The organism is Janthinobacterium sp. SUN026, from assembly GCF_030397625.1.
Lineage (GTDB): Bacteria > Pseudomonadota > Gammaproteobacteria > Burkholderiales > Burkholderiaceae_D > Janthinobacterium > Janthinobacterium kumbetense.
Genome location: NZ_JAPQNU010000001.1, coordinates 1,904,948 through 1,923,531, shown reverse-complemented (window position 1 = coordinate 1,923,531; position 18,584 = coordinate 1,904,948). Strand labels below are relative to the sequence as shown.

The window sequence follows — 18,584 nt, the reverse complement described above, 5'->3', positions numbered from 1 at the left end:
GCATCAAATGCAGTAAACTGCCAACCCAAGTTGTCGCACTTTTTTTCCAAGGAAATCCCATGCCCCCACGCCGCCAGCAAGGCTTTACGCTCGTAGAAATCGCCATCGTCCTGGTCATCATCGGCTTGCTGCTCGGCGGCGTGCTCAAGGGGCAAGGCTTGATCGACAGCGCCAAGGTGAAAAACATCATCCAGCAATCGAATGCGCTGACGGCCGCCGTCAACGCCTACCAGGACAAGTTCCGCGCCCTGCCCGGCGACGATATCCAGGGCACCACGCACGTGCCGAACTCGGCCGGCAACGGCAATGGCGACGGCCAGATCGGCGACGGCCAGCCGCGCGAATTCACCCTGGCGCCGCAGCACCTGGCGCTGGGCGGCTTCATCACCGGCTCGTTCAACGGCACCTCGCAATTCATGACCAGCGCCCAGGGCGGCGCCGTCTACCTGTACAACGATGAAGTGGGCGGGCGCGCCGGCAACGGCATCCGTTTCGACAATCTGCCCGAGAGTTACGCGGAACAGATAGACAGCAAACTCGACGATGGCGTGGCCAGCACGGGCAGCGTTCGGGCGAACATGCCCTATGGCAATGCCGGTGCTATCATCCCCCGCACCGCCGTCTTCTTCTGAGCCGTCAGTCACTATCAAAGGAATACCATGCCACTGCACCGCAAACTCATCGTCTCCCTGGCCGCCTGCGCCTTGCTGGCCGGCAGCGCGCACGCCCAATACGTGGGCCCGACGGCCGGCCCGGCCGCGCCCAGCAGCGTGGCCGCCATCCTGAAAAATCCCGTCGACGACCAGGCCGTCGTGCTGCGCGGCCATTTGCTGCGCAAAGTGGGCAAGGAGAAATACACGTTCTCCGACGGCACGGCGGAAATCCGCGTGGACATCGACGACAAGGTCTTCATGAACCGCAAGATCGACGCCAAGACCCAAGTGGAAATCCGCGGCGAAGTGGAGAAAGATTTCATGGAAAGCCCGGAAATCGATGTCGACGCGCTGACCGTAGTACCGTAAAGCCGCCTTGCCATCCCGCCGCCACGGCGGGATGGGTGTTCCCCTCCTCTGTATGCCTTGCGCAACCTTTTTTCCATTCCAGAAACTAGGCTTGTCAGAAGAATCAATTTCGTCTAGCATCTTTTCATTCAAGGTCAGCCAGCGCCAGCGTGAGCCTGCCTGTCGACTCATCCATTCTGGGAGCTTTCCGGGTGCAAGATTTGCCTTCGATACGCTCAAGAATTTCATGGCTGGTGCTCGCCTGGGTCATTCCGACGGCGCTCGTGTTTCTCCTGCTCGTGGCGCAAAGTTACACGCGCGAACGCGACCATGTCGTCAGCGAAACGGCGCAGGCGGCGCGCGCAGTGGCCGCCGCCGTCGAACGCGACTTGAACGGCGCCCAGATGGCCGCGCGCATCCTGGCCGGCTCGCCCGCCCTGCAAGCGGACGACATCGGCGCCCTGCGGGCCCTGGCCGCCGGCCTGCTGCAGCCTGGCCTGGCCGTCAGCGCCTTCATCGTCTCCGACGCCAAGGGCCGCCAGCTGATCAATACGACCCTGCCCGCCAGCCAGGCGCCGCCTCCCCTGCCGCAAAAATGGGCCGCCAGCATGGAGCGCACGCGCGACTCCGGCAAGCCGCGGCTGACCAGCCTGACCAAGGCGCCCGACAGCCTGCCGCAGCTGGCCCTGAACCTGCCCTTGCCGCGCAGCCAGGGTAGCGCCTACGTGCTGACGGCCCTGTACCCGCCCGACTACCTGGCCGTGCTGCTGCGCGAGCTGCACCTGCCAGCCTACCTGGGCGCGGCCATCATCAATGCCGACGGCATCAACGTGGCGCGCACGCTGGCGCCGCAGCGCTATGTGGGCCAGCGCAGCGCGGCGCCCCTGCTGGAACAGATACGCCAGGCGCGCGAAGGCGTGCTGCGCCATGCCACGCTGGAAGGCATCGACGTGTATACGGGCTTTCGCCGCGCCCCGGACGCCGCCTGGACGGTGGCCGTCACCATGCGCACCAGCACGGTGGCGCAAGCCCTGCTGCGCTCGGTAGTCACGGGTTCCCTCATCCTGGCACTGCTGCTGGGCGCCGGCTTCGCCCTGGCCTGGCGCGTAGGCGGCCGCCTGGCCAGCACCCTGCAGGAACTGACGCAGCAGATCCATGCGCTGGCGCAAGGCAAACCCCTGCTCTCGAACCGGCACGCGGACCGCGAATCGGCCGACATGGCCAGCGCCCTGGGCGCGCTGGAGCGCGACCTGCGGCGTCACCGCACGCAGCTCGAAAGCCTGGTGGCCGAACGCACGCTGGCCTTGGGGAAGTCCACGCGCCTGCTGGAAACCGTGTACGCGACGGCGCCGATCGGCATGCTGTTCGTGGACCTGGACTTGCGCATTGTCATGATCAACCACTACCTGGCCGCCATCAACGGGGCCAGCGTGGCGCAGCACCTGGGCCGTCCCGTGGGCGCCATGCTGTTCGACGACGCCGTGCGGGCGGAGGTGGAACGCTGCGTGCGCCAGGTGCTCGGGACGGGACAACCCATCGTCGACATCGAATTGAAGGGCCATAGCGGCCAGCAGCGCGAGCAATTGAGTCACTGGATCGTCTCGTACCACCCGATCTTCGGCCCGGAACAGCAATTGCTGGGCGTATCGGGCCTGTGGCTGGACATTAGCGAGCGCAAGCGCAGCGAAGCGGAGTTTCGCCGCTCGAAACACCTGTTTGGCACCATCATCGAAAACATCCCGGCCATGGTCTTCGTCAAGCGCGCCGACAAGCTGAGCTTTGAAATGGTCAACCGCCACGCGGAACTGACCCTGGGGCGCTCGCGCGAGCAATTGCTGGGCAAGACGGACCACGATTTCTTCCCGCCGCAGCAGGCGTCCGCCTTCGTCAGCGCCGACCGCAAGCTGCTGGCCACGGGGCAGATGGTGGAAATCGAACAGGAAGCGATCAATACGGCCGACGGCACCACGCGCCACTTCACCACGCGCAAGGTGGTCTTGCGCGACGATGCGGGGCGCGCCAGCCATGTGCTGGGGGTATCGATCGACATCACGGAACGCAAGCGCGCCACCGAGGTGCTGCACGCCACCACGTGGCGCCTGGAACAGAACGAACGCTTCATCCGCACCGTCACCGACAACCTGCCCGGCATGGTGTCGTACTGGGGCGCCGATTTGCGTTGCCGATTTGCAAATAAATTCTATAACGAATGGTTTGGCCGCAGCAGCGCCGAGCTGGCCGGCATCCACATGAGCGAATTGCTGGGGCAGGAACTGTTCGACGTGTATGCGCCCCACGTCGAGGGCGTGCTGGCGGGCCGGCCGCAAAGCTTCGAGCGCGACCTGCTCGATCCCGGCGGCCAGGTGTGCCACACGTGGACCAATTACATCCCCGATTTCGACGACGGCGGCGGCGTGCGCGGCTTCTTCGTGCTGGCCTCGGACGTTTCCGAACTCAAGCGCACGGAATTGCGCCTGCATGAACTCAACGAGCAGATGGTGCGCGCGCGCGACAAGGCCGAGGCCGCCAGCGTCGCGAAAAGCGAATTCGTCGCCAACATGAGCCATGAAATCCGCACGCCGATGAACGCCATCATCGGCCTGGCGCGCCTGCTGGAAGAGTCGCCGCTGGAACGGCGCGAGCGCAGCTATGTGGGCAAGATCCAGATGGCGACGCAGTCGCTGCTCAATATCGTCAATGACGTGCTCGATTTTTCCAAGATCGAGGCGGGACAGATGGTGCTGGAACAGCGCCGCTTCCAGCTCGAACGCATGTTGGGCAGCGTGGGCGTGTTGCTGGCCAGCAGCGCCTGGGCGCGCGGCGTGGAGCCCGTGTTCGTGCTCGCCCCCGGCGTGCCGGACGAGCTGATCGGCGACGCCCTGCGCGTGGAGCAAATCCTCATCAACCTGATGGGCAACGCCGTCAAGTTCACCTCGCATGGCGAAGTGGTGTTGTCGATCGACAAGGTGGCCGAGGATGCGGACAGCGCCACCCTCGAGTTTTCCGTGCGCGACACGGGCATCGGCATCGGTGCGGCCGAGCAGGAACGCATCTTCGACGCGTTTTCCCAGGGCGACAGCGGCACCAGCCGCAAATATGGGGGCACGGGACTGGGGCTGGCCATCTGCCGGCGCATGGTGGAATTGATGGGAGGCACCCTCAGCGTGAAAAGCACGCTGGGCAAGGGCTCCGACTTCCGCTTCCGCTGCCGCTTCGACAAGGTGGCGCCGCCGCCCGAGCCGCCCGGCAAGAGCGCGCCCAGGGTCCAGTCGCTGCTGATCATCGACGACAACGCCAGCGTGCGCGCCATGCTGGAAGACTGGTGCGCGGCGCAGGGCTGGCACAGCCGCAGCGCCGACAGCGGCGCGGCCGGCCTGGCCCTGCTGCGCGCCCACAGCAGCGGCGGGCCGGCGGCGGACCTGGTGCTGCTCGACGCGGCCATGCCCGGCATGGATGGCATTTCCATGCTCACCGAGGCGCGCGCAGACGAACGCCTGGTACTGCCGCCCGTGATCATGCTGGTGGCCGACCAGGATAGCGAAAACCTCGAACGCCTGGCCGACAGCCTGATGCTGGCAGGCATCGTTTCAAAGCCGGCCACCCCGGCGCGCCTGCTGGCGGCCGTGACGGCCGTGCGTGAAGGCCGCAGCACGCCTTCTGCGCTGCCCGTGTCCAGTCCCTTGTCGGGTTTGCTCACAGGCATGCGCGTGCTGCTGGTGGAAGACAATGAAATCAACCAGGAAGTGGCGCAATACATCCTGCTGCACTCGGGCGCGCGCGTGACCGTGGCCCCCAACGGCCGACTGGCCGTCGACTTGCTCACCAGCACGCCGGACGCCTGGGACGTGCTGCTGATGGACTTGCAGATGCCCGTCATGAACGGCTACGACGCCACCCTGGCCATCCGCGCCCTGGGCTTGCCGGACTTGCCCATCATCGCCATGACGGCCAATGCCATGGACGAAGACCGCCTGCGCGCCATCGCCAGCGGCATGAATGCGCATGTGGCCAAGCCCATCGACGTTGACGAGATGATACAGACGCTGACCCGGCTGGTACCGGCGCCCTTGGGGGGCGATAGCGCCGTGCCGGCAGCCGATGCCGTCGCGCGGACGCTGGACTTGCCCGCCACGGTGCCCGGCATCGACCTGGCGGCGGCCCTGCACCGCTTCGGCGGCGACTATGGCGCCTTCCTGGCCCTGCTCAAGCGCTTTGAGAATTCGCAAGGCGATGCCGTCGAGGAAACGCGGCGCCTGCTGGCCGCCGGCCAGGTGCAGCAGGCGGCGCAGCTGCTGCACCGCGTGTGCGGCGTGGCGGCCAACCTGGGCGCCACGCAGATCGCCAGCCTGGCCGCCGAGACGGAGAAAACGCTGAAAACGGGGCAATCGCACGCCACGGCCGCCATGCTGGGCCGCCTGGAACAGGCGATGGCCGAAGTCATCGAAGCGGCGCGCACCCTGCCTTCGCCCCTGCGGCGCAGCCAGCCGGCAGCGGCCGCGCCCGGCAGCGGGCCCGTCGACCTGCACGCCGGCCTGGCCGAATTGCTGGTCTTGATCCGCAACAACAACCTGAAAGCGCTGGCGCAATTTCACGCGCTGCACCCCGCCCTGCAACAGTCAGACCGGGAAGCGGCCCTGGCGATGGCACATGCGATTGAAACGCTGAATTTTGCCGAGGCGGAAAAACTCGTGCTCGATCAGCTGAAACGAGAGGAAAACAAGTGAGCTGGACCAACCTTGCCATGAACGGGCGCATCCTCATCGTCGATGACGCCATGGAAAACATCCAGATCCTGCACCAGCTGCTGCGCGAGGAGCACGACGTGCTGTTCGCCCTGAGCGGTGTGAAGGCGCTGGAAATTGCGCATAATCAACTGCCGGACCTGATCCTGCTCGACGCCGTCATGCCCGGCATGGATGGCTATGCCGTGTGCAGCGCGCTGCGCGAATCGGCCCTGCTGAGCGCCATCCCCGTCATCTTCGTCACGGCCCTGAACCAGCCCGAGGACGAGACGCGGGCGCTGGAAGCGGGCGCCGTCGATTTCATCACGAAACCGTTCAACGCGGCCGTCGTGCGCGCCCGCGTGCGCAGCCAGCTGACCATCAAGCGGCAGGCCGACGCCATGCGCGAACTGTCGCTGACGGATTCGCTCACGGGCGTGGCCAACCGGCGCAGTTTCAACGACACGATGGACAGCGAATGGCGGCGCTGCGCGCGCGACGGCGTGCCGATGGCCATCATCATGGCCGATATCGACCATTTCAAGGATTACAACGATACGTATGGCCACCAGGCGGGCGACCTGTGCCTGCAGCAGGTGAGCGCCGCCCTGCGCCGCTGCGCCGTGCGCCCGCCCGACCTGCTGGCGCGCTATGGCGGCGAGGAATTCATCATCCTGCTGCCGCAGGAAACGCGCGACGGCGCCGAAGTGGTGGCCCAGCGCATCCTCGACGAAGTGCGCGCGCTGGACATTCCCCACGCCAAATCGAGCGTCGGCCCGCACGTCACCGTCAGCCTGGGCATGGCCAGCGTCATGCCCACGGAAGGCATGGACCCCAGCACCCTGATCCGCGCCGCCGACGCCCTGCTGTACCGCGCCAAGCATACGGGGCGGGACAGGTATTGCGCGTCGGAAGAGGAGTGAGGGAAGATGAGTGAGCAGGCTAGCGGCTCCTTGCCGGCGCGGCATTGGAACGATTGGTCCCCGATGGCCGTCCCGTCGTGCTGGGCCAGCCGCCCGCATTTCCCGGGCCAGGACCTCTGCCCGTAGCGCCGCTGCCCCCGGCGGCCGCCTTGCCGCTGCCCGTGGCGCCCTTGCCAGCGCCGCTATTTCCACTGTTTGCCTTGTTGGACATCATCGCCTCCTTCGCCGGAAAACGCCGGCGCGCCACCAGCGTACACCCGGCGCACGCGCAGAAGCGCACGACTGCCGGCCGGCCGGCGAAGCGGGTTCAACTTGCTGCTCAGGGATAACACCGCATCAAAAACTCCGCCACGCACACGGGTTTCGTGTCGCCTTCCCGCTCCATGGTGACGGCCCAGTTGACTTGCGCCCCTTCCGGCAAGTCGTCGACGGAGACGATGTCGAGGCGCGCGCGCAGGCGGCTGTTCACGGGTACGGGCGCGGGGAAGCGCACCTTGTTGAGCCCATAATTGATGGCCATGCGGATGCCGGCCATGTGCAAGGCACCCTGCAGCATGGCCGGCAGCAACGATAACGTCAAGAAGCCGTGCGCCACGGTGCAGCCGTACGGCGACTCGCGCGCGCAGCGCTCCGCGTCGACGTGGATCCACTGATGGTCGTCCGTCGCGTCGGCAAAGGTGTCGATGCGCTGCTGGGTAATGGTCAGCCAGTCGGAAACGGCCACGTGCTGTCCCGCCAGGGCCTGGAAACCGGCGATGCCGGCGATATCACGCATGGTGTTGCTCCGCTGGCTCCGCCGGGCGGCGGCCGAACATGCCCATGCCCTCCACCGTCGTCACCACTTCGCCATGCTGGTTGCGCACGCTCCACACGGAAATGACGATGCCGCGGTCCGGCTTCGACGTGGATGGACGCACTTCCTTGACCTGGTAGGTCAGCTGCAAGGTGTCGCCAGCGCGCACGGGCTTGAGCCAGCGGATGCTGTCCAGGCCGGGCGAGCCCATGCTGGACGAGTGCTTGAGCAGGTTATCCACCACCAGGCGCATCATCATGCCGCAGGTGTGCCAGCCGCTGGCGATGACGCCCTTGAAGATGGTTTTTTCGGCGGCCGCATGGTCGACGTGGAACGGCTGCGGATCGAAATCCGTGGCGAAGGCGATGATTTCCCGCTCCGTCACGTGGCGCTGGCCCAGGTCGATTTCCAGGCCTTGCGTAAAATCTTCGAAATACCAGTGCTTGGGTTTGATTCCGGTCAATGCGGTCATGCGGTCTCCGTCGGCAAAAAGCCCGGCTGGGCGATAAAGCGCTCGATATGGTGCTCCACGTCGCCCAGGGTCAGGGCGATCATGGAAAGGCGCTTGAAATGGTGGGCGGCAGGCAATTCATCCGTCACGCCCATGCCGCCATGCAATTGCACGGCTTGCTGACCGACAAAGGTGGCGGCAAGGCCCACCCTCGCCTTGGCGGCGGAGACCGTGCGGCGCCGCTCGGCCGCGTCGACACTGTCGGCCTTGGCGGCGGCCAGCATGGCCATCGAGCGCGCCTGTTCCAGGTGGATGAACATGTCGGCCATGCGGTGCTGCAGGGCCTGGAACTTGCCGATCGGCGCACCGAACTGCTGGCGCGTCTTCAGATATTCGAGCGTGGCGGCGAAGATGGCGTCCATGGCGCCCACGGCTTCCGCGCACAGCAGGGCGGCGCCGTAATCGACGGCCGCGTCCAGCACGGCCCAGCCCTGCCCCGGCTGACCGATCAGCGTGTCATGCCCCAGCACCACTTGCACGAGGGTGACGGTGGCGGCGCGCTGGCCGTCGATGGTGCGGCAGTCGCGCACGGTCACGCCCGGTGCATCCACAGGTATGAGGAACAGCGAAATGCCATCCGTGTCGTCCTGGCCGCTGCCGCTGCGGGCCGAGACGATCAGGGAATCCGCCTGCGCGCCGTGGATGACGACGGTTTTCTCGCCGTCCAGCACGAAACCGTCGCCGCTGGCGGTTGCCGTGGTGGCGATGTCATGCAGATCATGGCGCGACTGGCGTTCGCCCAGCGCACACGCGAGCTTCAGGCTGCCGCTGGCCACCTGCTCCAGCACGGCGTCATGACCGCCCGCCAGGGTCAGGAAGCGCGCGCCCAGCACGGTGGCGAAATACGGTTCGACCACGAGGCCGCGTCCCAGTTCCTGCATCACCAGCAGCATGTCCACGGCCGTGCCGTCGAAGCCGCCCGCCGCGGCCGGCAGCGGCAAGGCCGTCATGCCCAGCTCCGCCAGGGTGGCCCAGGCAGCGCTTGAGACGCCCGTGGCCGAGTGGATGATCTGCTTGCGCGTTTCAAACGAGTAATCCTTGTCGACCCAGCGCCGGAGCGCATCGGCGAATTGCTGCTGTTCCTGATTAAAATGGAAGTCCATGTCGTCTCCTTCTGGCTTACAGGCCCAGGATCATCTGCGTGATGATATTTTTCTGGATTTCATTCGAGCCGCCATAGATCGATGTCTTGCGGTAATTGAAGTAATACGCGGCCAAGGGCGCTGCCAGGTCGTCGCCGGCGGCACTGTGCGGCGCGCCGCCATCGAGGAAAGCGGGATCGAAGGGCAAGGCTTGCGGGCCGATGGCTTCCACCATCAGTTCCGTCAGTTGCTGCTGCAGTTCCGAACCGCGCACCTTCAGCATCGATGCCTGCGGTCCCGGCCCCTTGCCTTCATCGCTGATGACGCGCAAGACCGTCATTTCCAGCGCCATCAATTCGATTTCCAGGGTAGCGACCTTGGCCGCGAAGGCGGGATCGTGCAGCAGCGGCGCGCCGCGCTTGGTTTGCTGCATGGCAAGCTGCTTGAGGAAAGTCAATTCGCGCTTGGAGCGGCCGACGGCGGCGATGCCCGTGCGCTCATGTCCCAGCAGATACTTGGCGTAGGTCCAGCCCTTGTTTTCCTGTCCTACCAGGTTGCTGACGGGCACGCGCACGTTGTCGAAGAAGACTTCGTTCACTTCATGTTCTTCATCGAGCATGATGATGGGACGCACGGTGATGCCCGGCGTTTTCATGTCGATCAACAGGAAACTGATGCCTTCCTGCTTGCGCACCGTGCTATCCGTGCGCACCAGGCAAAAGATCATGTCCGCGTGCTGGCCCAGGGTCGTCCAGGTTTTCTGGCCGTTGACGATGTAATGGTCGCCATCGCGCTGGGCCGTGGTTTTCAGGGAAGCGAGGTCGGAACCGGCGCCCGGCTCGGAGTAGCCCTGACACCACCAGTCGTCACAGTTCAAGATGCGCGGCAGATAATAGGCTTTTTGTTCGGCGTTGGCGAAGGCCATGATGACGGGCGCCACCATGTTGACGCCGAAGGGCAGGATGGGCGGCGTGGCGGCGCGCGCGCACTCGTCTTCCCAGATGTGGCGCTGCACGGCCGTCCAGCCCGTGCCGCCATGTTCGACGGGCCAGGCCGGCGCGGCCCAGCCTTGCTTTGCGACAATCTTGTGCCAGCGCACGTAATCGTCGCGGTTCAGGCGCAGATGCTGGCGCACCTTGCGCTGCAGGTCCGCCGGCAAATGGGTGTCGAGGAAGGCGCGCACCGTGTCGCGGAACGCCGTCTCCCCGGCCGTGTAATGCAGGTCCATGTCTGTCTCCTTGTTCTTATCGGTTGCCGTGATGACTGCACGCAAGGAAGCTCAGCGCACAAAAAAGCACGACCGTTCTCAAGGATTGTACAACAGATTGGGAGCGGCGCCAGGGGTTTTACAAAGGCTGGCGCGCAAGGGAAGCGGGCGGAATTGACTGCCTGCTGCCGCAGGCACTTCGCCTATATGTGCGACAGGATATTAATGAGCTTGCCGAAAGGGTCGCGCACGAAAAACCGCCTGACACCCCAAGGTTCATCGGCAGGACCATATTCAATGGGAAACCCTGCTCCACGCATGCGTGACAATGCGGCATCCACGTCATCGACTTCTATGGAAAGGTCGGGCACAGCGGTGTTCGAGCCGCCTTGCGTCGCGAAGCTCACTTGCACGCTCATCTCGCTTTGCGAACCATACGTCATGATCCAGCCATGGTCCATCAACAGGCTCAGACCCAGCACGTCCTCGTAAAAAGTCCGCGCCAGGCCCGGATCCGACGCCGGGAAATTTGCAACGATACGCTTGACTTGCATATTTTTCCTCCATGTCTATATAAGTCCAACCCTGCTCAATATCGTCATCCACGTCTCCAGACGTGTCCGCTTCTGGCGAGATTGCCACTGTACACAATTACCTTTGAAGCAACATCCCCCGCAGCAGCAATTCCAACGCCGCCACTCCTTTTATCAGGCGCGCATTGCCTTCGTCACCGTCTGCGATCCAGAACGCCGCTTCTGCCAGGCTGCCGTAGATCAACGAAGCCAATGCCTGTGGGCAAGCGTCAACCACGATGCCTTGCTGAATCAGCTGCTGGATAAGCTTTTGCATCGACTCGAGGCAATGGCGCTGCGAATCCGGTGAGGCGCCGCCTAAAACCGCCCTGGCATCGCGTAAAACGATGCGCTGAATTTCCGGCTCCAGGGCCATCTCCAGATAGGCACGGCAGCGCTGGCGAAAGCCTTCCCACGAGTCTGCGGCGCTGTCGGAGATGGCTTGCAGGCGGCCATCCATTTCCGCGTCGAGCTGCTCCACCACGGCCAGCAGCAAGCCCTTCTTGTCGCCGAAGTGATGATACAGGGCGCCACGCGTCAGCCCTGCCTGCGCGGTGAGGTCGTCCATCGATGTGTCGGCATAGCCGCGCTCGCTAAACACTTTGCGGGCCGTGGCCAGCAACGATGCACGGGTTTCTTCCATTTCCACACGGGTGCGGCGAACCATTGCTTGCTCCTTACATACGTAGCGTATGATTATTTACATACAGTGCGTATGAATATATACTATTCATACGCGATGTATGTATTATCACTGCGACGTATCTCCATTGCAAGCAGGGCATGCGCCGCTTATCGAATGATCACATGAAGGATATGAACCATGAGTACGTCTCCCCACGTTGCCACAGAAACCGCTGTCCGCCACCCATGGCTGGCGGTCGGCGCGGTCGGCATGGCCACCTTTTCGGTCGTGACGACGGAAATGCTCCCGGTCGGCCTGTTGACGCCGATTGCAGACACGCTGCACACCTCCACGGGAACCGCCGGCCTGATGATCTCGCTGCCAGCATTGCTGGCGGCCTTGTTTGCGCCGCTGGTCGTGGTCGCATCGGGCAGCCTGGACCGGCACATGATTCTCTGTGGTTTGCTGAGTCTGTTGGTGATCGCGAACATTGCCTCGGCCCTGGCGCAGAATATGGCGTGGATGCTGGCTGCCCGTGTGCTCGTCGGTTTTTGCATGGGTGGCATCTGGGCCATCGCCGGCGGCCTCGCTTCCCGCCTGGTTCCTGCCCACTCGACCGGCCTGGCAACGTCAATCATCTTCGGTGGCGTGGCGGCAGCTTCCGTGCTGGGCGTGCCGCTAGGCGCACAAATCGGCGACGTTGCGGGATGGCGCTGGGCCTTCGGCGTCATGGCGCTGTTCAGTAGCCTGGTACTGGCGCTGCATCTGGCTGTCATTCCCGCACTGCCCGCGGCCGGTGCGGCGACCTGGCGCCAATTCGGCAAACAGCTGCGCAACAGGCAGTTGCAAGCGGGGCTGCTTCTGACTCTGTTGCTGGTGAGTAGCCATTTCATGGCCTTTACCTTCGTGCGCCCGCTACTGCTGTCGATTTCGGGGTTTGATGCGCAATGGCTGGGCGCACTGCTGTTTGCCTATGGCTGCGCGGGCATCATTGGAAACTTCCTGGTGGGCGTGGTTGCCGTGCGGCGCACGGCGACTACCATCATCGCCATCTCGGGCGGCCTTCTGCTCACGCCGCTGCTGTTCCTGGCTGTCGGCGATTCCGGCATCGGTGGCGGCGTGGTGTTGCTGGCCTGGGGTTTGGCCTACGGTGGCGTATCGGTCGGCCTGATGACCTTGATGATGAAGGCGGCGCCCGGAGCCGTGGAGATCGTCGCCGCGCTGTATGTGGGCGTCTTCAATATCGGCATTGCGCTCGGGGCGTGGACCGGTGGCCAGGCCGTGGACAGGCTGGGCCTCTCAGCCAACCTCTGGCTTGCCGCAGGATGCGCCGCAGCTGCCTTGCTGCTGTCTTTTGGCATCCGTTTTATTGAGGCCAACAAGCAACTTCGCCCTGCAAGCGATTGACGCTGGCCGCCATCACCCGTACAGATGCAGCAGCACTTGCACGGCCACGATCTTGACGATGGTCATGCTGGGGAAAATCATGGCGTAGCCCAGGTTCGGGCGGTCGGACTTGGCCAGGCGGTTGGCGAACACCAGCACGGCCGGGTTGCCCGTGGCGCCGGCCGCGATGCCCAGCAGCTCGGGAAACGGCAGGCGCAGGAAGACCTTGCCCAGGATCACCACCAATGCCACCACCACCAGCACCGTCACGGCCCCCAGCGCCAGCATGGGCAAGCCATCGGCGCCCACCTGCTGCACGAAGGGCAAGCCGGACGCCATGCCGACTGAGGCGAGGAAAATCGTCAAGCCATAGTTGCGCATCACCAGGTTGGCCGACAGCGGCAAGCGCCAGCTGATCTTGCCGACCCTGCCCAGGCGCCCCAGGATCAGCGCCATCACCAGCGGGCCGCCCGCCAGGCCCAGGCTGAACGAACCGATCCACGGCAAGGGGATAGGCACCAGGCCCAGCAATACACCCAATACCATGCCCATGCCCAGCGAGACATAGCTGAACTCGGCCGTGGCCGTGATGGAATTGCCGAACAGCTTGCGCACGTCGGCCGCATGTTTCGCCGGTGCAATGGCCATCACCCTGTCGCCGAATTCCAGGGTCAGGAACGGGTGCGGCAGGATCATGGCGTCGCCGCGGCGTATGAAGGCGATCTGCAGGGGGAAATCCTTGCCCAAGTTCAATTCTCCCAGGGGCACGCCGACGATTTCCGCGTCCGACACGAACACTTCCGTGCCATCGAACGCGCTGCGGTCCTTCATCAGGCGGCCCGGATCCAGGTGGCCCAGCGCCGTGCGTGCCGCTTCCACGCCCGCCACCGTGCCCGACACCATCAGCGCATCGCCCACGCCGAGCACGAGGCCCGGATCGGGCAAGCGGTTTTGGTGGCCCTGGCGCACGCCGATCACTTGCACGCCCGCCAGGGGGCCATCGGCCAGTTCGGACAGGGCCGCCCCCGCCAATTTCGCTTCATCGATGGTAATTTCGGACACGACGATGGGTGCCGGCGGCGGCGTCAGCACGGGTTTTAATATGCGCCCCGCCAGGTACAGGCCCAGCATGGGGCCGACGACGCCGAACGGATACGCGACGGCATAGCCGACGGCCGCGTCGCCATTGCCGTGCGACGCTTCCAGCGCCGCCTGCAGGGCGGCCGTGCTGGTCATGGCGCCGGCAAACACGCCGCTGGCCATGCGCAGCGAGATATCGATCCACTGCCCGCCCCAGACGGACACGGCCAGGCCGCCCATGACGGCGGCAAAGGCAATCAGGTTATGTTTCTGCCCCGCGCCGCGCAAGCCGGCGAAAAACTGCACGCCATACTGCACGCCTATGCCATACAGAAACAGCAGCAAGCCGATGGAGCCGACCATCGGCGGCGGCACGGCACCGGGGGCAAACGCACCCAGCGCCAGCCCCGCGAACAGCACGCCGCCCACGCCCAGCGAAAAGCCGAACACGCTGATGCGCCCCAGCGCATAACCGGCGCCGATGACGAGAAACAGGGCGAGGATGGGCGTGGACTCCAGCGTGTGGCGAAATAATTGAAGCATCAGGCAACCTTGGTCTGGGGAAGGCCCAGTTTAGCATGCACAAAAGCAACACGATGGCGATGATGGCAAGCAAGCGTGCGCAGCTTTGTGCATGAAAAACGGGCAAAAAAAAGCCCGCTGCGGGAGCGGGCTGAATCTAATTCCTGTGAGGAAGTAGAGGAGACAGGTGCAATGATGCCGCATCGCAACATATAAATCCAATTGCATGTTGTGATGATGGAAATATGTTTCATCAATATCTGACCTAAGCCGTTCCAAAAATGAGGAGTTTTCGCTGCGATCGTTGTTCGCGCGTCACCAGCACGCGGGCTTGCTCCACGCTTACGCAAGTCTGCGGCGCAAACCCTGCCGGCACGGTCTCCACATCTCGCGCGATGACTTGCGGATCATTGAGCACGTCATAGTCTGCACGCTTGAAAAACAGTTGCTCGATACCGGCGTCCCCCGCCGGCAACGGCTTGACGACGATGAGCGACCAATGGCCTTCATCACCGAGAAATTGCTTTTGCTTCAGGAAGGCGTTGACGCGGTCTGCCTGAGGCGCCGATTCGCTCAGCTCGCTCTGATAAAGACCCAGCGGACACAGCGCCGTGCCGGCCGGCCACCCCATGTCGGGCAACGCTGCGACCGTGACCGGGCGCAACTGGGCCAGATGGCGGTCGAACGGGTGCTTTTCCGCCGAACAGGCGCCAAGCACCGTCAGCGCGAGCATGCCGGCGGCGCGTAGCAGAGAAATCATCGGGCGGTTTCCTTCTGGAGGGTAGGATTACGTGAAGGTATGGTAAGCGATAAGCCGATGGAAACGGGCAAAAAAAAGCCCGCTACGGAAGCGGGCTGAATCTATTTCCTTGGAGGAGATAGAGGAGACAGGTGAATGATGCCGCATCGCAGCATCATTATCCAATTGCATGTTGTGATGATAGAAATACGATCCCGCTATATCTCAACAGATCTCCCCTGCCCCGCCATCCTCAGACCTTGTCGCCGCGCAAGGTTTTCGCCGCCGCCACCATATTGGCCAGCGCGGGAATGACTTCTTTCCAGCCGCGCGTCTTGAGGCCGCAATCGGGGTTGACCCACAGGCGGTGCGCGGGGATGCGTTCGGCCGCCTTGCGCATCAGCTTGACCATCTGTTCCTGGCTCGGAATGTTGGGCGAGTGGATATCGTAGACGCCGGGACCGATTTCGTTCGGGTAGTTAAAATCATCGAATGCGTCCAGCAATTCCATGTCGGAGCGCGACGTTTCGATCGTGATGACGTCCGCATCCATGTCGGCGATCTGCGCGATGATATCGTTGAATTCCGAATAGCACATGTGCGTGTGGATCTGCGTTTCATCGGCCACGCCATTGGCCGTGATGCGGAACGATTCGACGGCCCAGCGCAGATACTCCGCCCATTGCGATTTGCGCAGCGGCAAGCCCTCGCGCAATGCCGCTTCATCGATCTGTATCACGCGGATGCCGGCCTGTTCCAGGTCCTGCACCTCGGCGCGCATGGCCAGCGCCAGCTGGTGGCACGACACGGAACGGGGCTGGTCGTCGCGCACGAAGGACCAGTTCAGGATGGTGACGGGCCCCGTCAGCATGCCTTTCATCGGCTTGTCCGTCAGCGACTGGGCATAGGTGCTCCATTCGACCGTCATGGCGCGCGGGCGGCTGATGTCGCCGAACAGGATAGGCGGTTTCACGCAGCGCGAACCGTAGGACTGCACCCAGCCGAACTGGCTGAAGGCGTAGCCATCGAGCTGTTCGCCGAAGTATTCCACCATGTCATTGCGTTCCGCTTCGCCGTGCACGAAGACATCCAGGCCCAGCGCCTCCTGTTCCTGGACGCAATGGGCGATTTCCGCCCGCATCAGTTTTTTATAGCTGGCCTCGTCCAGCTGGCCGCTGCGGAACTGGCTGCGGGCCTGGCGGATTGGCGCCGTCTGCGGAAACGAGCCGATGGTCGTCGTCGGGTACAGCGGCAGTTGCAGCAGCGCGGCTTGCTTGGCGGCGCGCGCGGCATAGCCGCTGGCGCGCTGGCCCAGGCTGGCGTCGATGCGGGCCACGGCCGCCTTGACTTGAGGATTATGCACGCGCGGCGACTGGCGCCGCGCTTGCACGGCGGCGAAATTCGCGTCCAGCGCCGCTTGCACGCAGGCGCGGCCCTGGTTCAGGGCGCTGGCGATGGTGTGCACTTCATCGAGCTTTTGACGGGCAAAGGCCAGCCAGGATTGGATATCGGCATCGAGCTTTTGTTCGCTGTCCAGGTCGACGGGCACGTGCAGCAGGGAACACGACGGCGCGATCCACAGGCGCGACTGCAGCCTGGCGTGCACGGGTTCCAGCCACGCCAGCACCTCGTTCAAGTCCGTCTTCCAGATATTGCGGCCATTTACCACGCCCAGCGACAAGACGCTGGAACTTGGCAATTGGGCGATCACATGTTCGACTTCCTCGCGGGCGTTGACGGCGTCCAGGTGCAAGCCCTGCACGGGCAGCGTGCACGCCAGTTCCAGGTTGTCTTGCAGCTTGCCGAAATACGTGGCCAGCAGCAGTTTGATGCTGTTGACCTTGCTCAAGGCAGCGTAGGCCATGACGAGCGCCTGCTGCCAGGCGCCGCCCAGTTCCGTGACGAGGATCGGCTCGTCGATCTGCACCCACTCCACGCCCTGCGCGGCCAGTTCCTGCAGCAATTGCACGTAGACGGGCAGCAAGCCTTGCAGCAGCGCCAGCTTGTCGGAGTCGTCCTTGGCCTTGCCCAGCCACAAATAGGTGACGGGACCGATCAGCACGGGCTTGGCCCTTACATTCAGCTGGCGCGCCTGCGCCAGTTGCTGCAACAGGCGGCTGCTGTCGAGCTTGAATTGCGTGCCGGCCGCGAATTCCGGCACGATGTAATGGTAATTGGTATCGAACCATTTCGTCATTTCGCCGGCGTGGACGCAGCTGCAATCGCTGTCGCTGGCCGAGCGGCCACGGGCGACGCGGAAATAGTTATCGAGCGCCGCGCCAGTCAAGTGGCGCACACGCTGCGGCAGGTTGCCGACGGTAAAGCTCAAGTCCAGCACCTGGTCATAGAAGGAAAAGTCGCCGACGGGCGCCAGGTCCAGCGCGTCCTGGTCTTGCCAGTGGCGCTGGCGCAATTCGGCACCTTGCCCTTCCAGCGCGGCCAAGGTGCTGCCGCCCTTCCAGTAATCTTCCAGGGCGAATTTCAGTTCGCGTTTGGCGCCGATGCGCGGATAGCCCAGATTGTGTGTCGTGACGGTCATGGTGGTAGTTCCTCCTGGTGAAGTATGGAGACATCATAGTGGCTTCCATCCATGAAAAATAATGGTAAAATTTCATTCATCCATTATTAATACTCATGTGAACCCATCCATGAGCACACCCGACATGAGCGACAGCACCCTGGCAGCGGCCGACCTGGCCACCTTGCAGGACAATTTCAAACGCGCCAGGCTGGCCTGGCCGGAAGGCAAGAACAAGGTGCTGCTGCACTCGTGCTGCGCGCCGTGTTCGGGCGAAGTGATGGAGGCGATGCTGGCGTCCGGCATCGATTTCACTATCTTCTTCTACAATCCGAACATCCACCCGCTGAAGGAATACGAACTGCGCAAGGATGAAAACATCCGGTTCGCGGAGAAATTCGGCATCCCCTTCATCGATGCCGATTACGACCGCGACAACTGGTTCGCGCGCGCCAAGGGCATGGAAAACGAGCCCGAGCGGGGCATCCGCTGCACCATGTGCTTCGACATGCGTTTCGAGCGCACGGCCCTGTATGCGCACGAGCACGGCTTCCCTGTCATCACCAGCTCGCTGGGTATTTCGCGCTGGAAAGACATGCAGCAGATCAACGGCAGCGGCGTGCGCGCGGCCGCCCATTATGCGGAACTGCTGTACTGGGAATACAACTGGCGCAAGGGTGGCGGCTCGGCCCGCATGATCGAGATCAGCAAGCGCGAAAATTTCTACCAGCAAGAGTACTGCGGCTGCATCTATTCCCTGCGCGACAGCAACGAACACCGGGTGGCCATGGGCCGCGAACGCATCCACCTGGGCGTGAAGTTCTACGGCCTCAACGATGGAACGGAAGATACACAGGTCAAGGACGACGGCACGGAAAAATAGGCAAAAAAAAGCCCGCTGCGG

General features: G+C 63.7%; 16 protein-coding genes. 6 read left to right on the top strand and 10 right to left on the bottom strand.

All coding sequences use genetic code 11. The features are described 5' to 3' along the window. Positions 1–59: 59 nt before the first annotated feature. The 4 genes from OX459_RS08790 (at position 60) to OX459_RS08775 (ending at position 6,645) form a co-directional block, all read left to right on the top strand. Positions 60–632 (top strand): prepilin-type N-terminal cleavage/methylation domain-containing protein, encoded by a 573-nt coding sequence (locus OX459_RS08790; RefSeq protein ID WP_289904655.1) that lies wholly within the window; start codon positions 60–62, stop codon positions 630–632. Between the two features lie 27 nt (positions 633–659). Further along, positions 660–1,022: a NirD/YgiW/YdeI family stress tolerance protein gene (locus OX459_RS08785; RefSeq protein WP_289904654.1), complete on the top strand. Its 363-nt coding sequence runs from the start codon at positions 660–662 to the stop codon at positions 1,020–1,022. Positions 1,023–1,255: 233 nt separating this feature from the next. Continuing rightward, on the top strand, positions 1,256–5,725 hold the full coding sequence (locus tag OX459_RS08780) for a PAS domain-containing protein (protein ID WP_289904653.1): 4,470 nt from the start codon (positions 1,256–1,258) through the stop codon (positions 5,723–5,725). Continuing rightward, positions 5,722–6,645 (top strand): diguanylate cyclase, encoded by a 924-nt coding sequence (locus tag OX459_RS08775; RefSeq protein WP_099667505.1) that lies wholly within the window; start codon positions 5,722–5,724, stop codon positions 6,643–6,645. Before OX459_RS08780 ends, OX459_RS08775 begins: the two co-directional genes overlap by 4 nt. A 319-nt stretch (positions 6,646–6,964) precedes the next feature. Here OX459_RS08775 and OX459_RS08770 read toward each other — a convergent pair whose 3' ends face one another. From OX459_RS08770 to OX459_RS08745, 6 genes are all read right to left on the bottom strand, one after another. After that, a complete protein-coding gene (locus OX459_RS08770) occupies positions 6,965–7,420 on the bottom strand; it encodes a MaoC family dehydratase (protein WP_099667502.1) in 456 nt (151 codons plus the stop codon). Beyond that, positions 7,413–7,910: a MaoC family dehydratase gene (locus tag OX459_RS08765; protein ID WP_099667501.1), complete on the bottom strand. Its 498-nt coding sequence runs from the start codon at positions 7,908–7,910 to the stop codon at positions 7,413–7,415. The genes OX459_RS08770 and OX459_RS08765 overlap by 8 nt, the downstream gene beginning before the upstream one ends. Next, complete coding sequence (locus tag OX459_RS08760; RefSeq protein WP_289904650.1) at positions 7,907–9,052, bottom strand: acyl-CoA dehydrogenase family protein; 1,146 nt, start codon at positions 9,050–9,052, stop codon at positions 7,907–7,909. Before OX459_RS08760 ends, OX459_RS08765 begins: the two co-directional genes overlap by 4 nt. Before the next feature lie 16 nt (positions 9,053–9,068). After that, positions 9,069–10,259: an acyl-CoA dehydrogenase family protein gene (locus OX459_RS08755; RefSeq protein ID WP_289904648.1), complete on the bottom strand. Its 1,191-nt coding sequence runs from the start codon at positions 10,257–10,259 to the stop codon at positions 9,069–9,071. Between the two features lie 182 nt (positions 10,260–10,441). Further along, positions 10,442–10,792 (bottom strand): VOC family protein, encoded by a 351-nt coding sequence (locus OX459_RS08750; RefSeq protein WP_289904646.1) that lies wholly within the window; start codon positions 10,790–10,792, stop codon positions 10,442–10,444. 97 nt (positions 10,793–10,889) lie between these two features. After that, on the bottom strand, positions 10,890–11,477 hold the full coding sequence (locus OX459_RS08745; protein WP_289904644.1) for a TetR/AcrR family transcriptional regulator: 588 nt from the start codon (positions 11,475–11,477) through the stop codon (positions 10,890–10,892). 156 nt (positions 11,478–11,633) lie between these two features. Between OX459_RS08745 and OX459_RS08740 the strand changes: the two genes are divergently transcribed. Next, positions 11,634–12,842, top strand: coding sequence for an MFS transporter (locus OX459_RS08740; protein ID WP_289904643.1), 1,209 nt, complete (start codon positions 11,634–11,636; stop codon positions 12,840–12,842). Positions 12,843–12,854: 12 nt separating this feature from the next. Here the strand turns inward: OX459_RS08740 and OX459_RS08735 are convergent, their stop codons facing one another. The 4 genes from OX459_RS08735 to metE form a co-directional block, all read right to left on the bottom strand. Further along, entirely contained in the window at positions 12,855–14,444 is a 1,590-nt protein-coding gene (locus OX459_RS08735; protein WP_289904642.1) for a TrkA C-terminal domain-containing protein, read from the bottom strand. After that, entirely contained in the window at positions 14,444–14,677 is a 234-nt protein-coding gene (locus OX459_RS08730; protein WP_289904641.1) for a hypothetical protein, read from the bottom strand. Before OX459_RS08730 ends, OX459_RS08735 begins: the two co-directional genes overlap by 1 nt. Before the next feature lie 11 nt (positions 14,678–14,688). Next, positions 14,689–15,183: a hypothetical protein gene (locus OX459_RS08725; protein WP_289904640.1), complete on the bottom strand. Its 495-nt coding sequence runs from the start codon at positions 15,181–15,183 to the stop codon at positions 14,689–14,691. A 232-nt stretch (positions 15,184–15,415) separates the two neighbouring features. After that, complete coding sequence (gene metE, locus OX459_RS08720; RefSeq protein ID WP_289904639.1) at positions 15,416–17,701, bottom strand: 5-methyltetrahydropteroyltriglutamate--homocysteine S-methyltransferase; 2,286 nt, start codon at positions 17,699–17,701, stop codon at positions 15,416–15,418. Between the two features lie 109 nt (positions 17,702–17,810). Between metE and OX459_RS08715 the strand changes: the two genes are divergently transcribed. Beyond that, positions 17,811–18,563, top strand: coding sequence for an epoxyqueuosine reductase QueH (locus tag OX459_RS08715; RefSeq protein WP_289904638.1), 753 nt, complete (start codon positions 17,811–17,813; stop codon positions 18,561–18,563). Positions 18,564–18,584 lie beyond the last annotated feature (21 nt).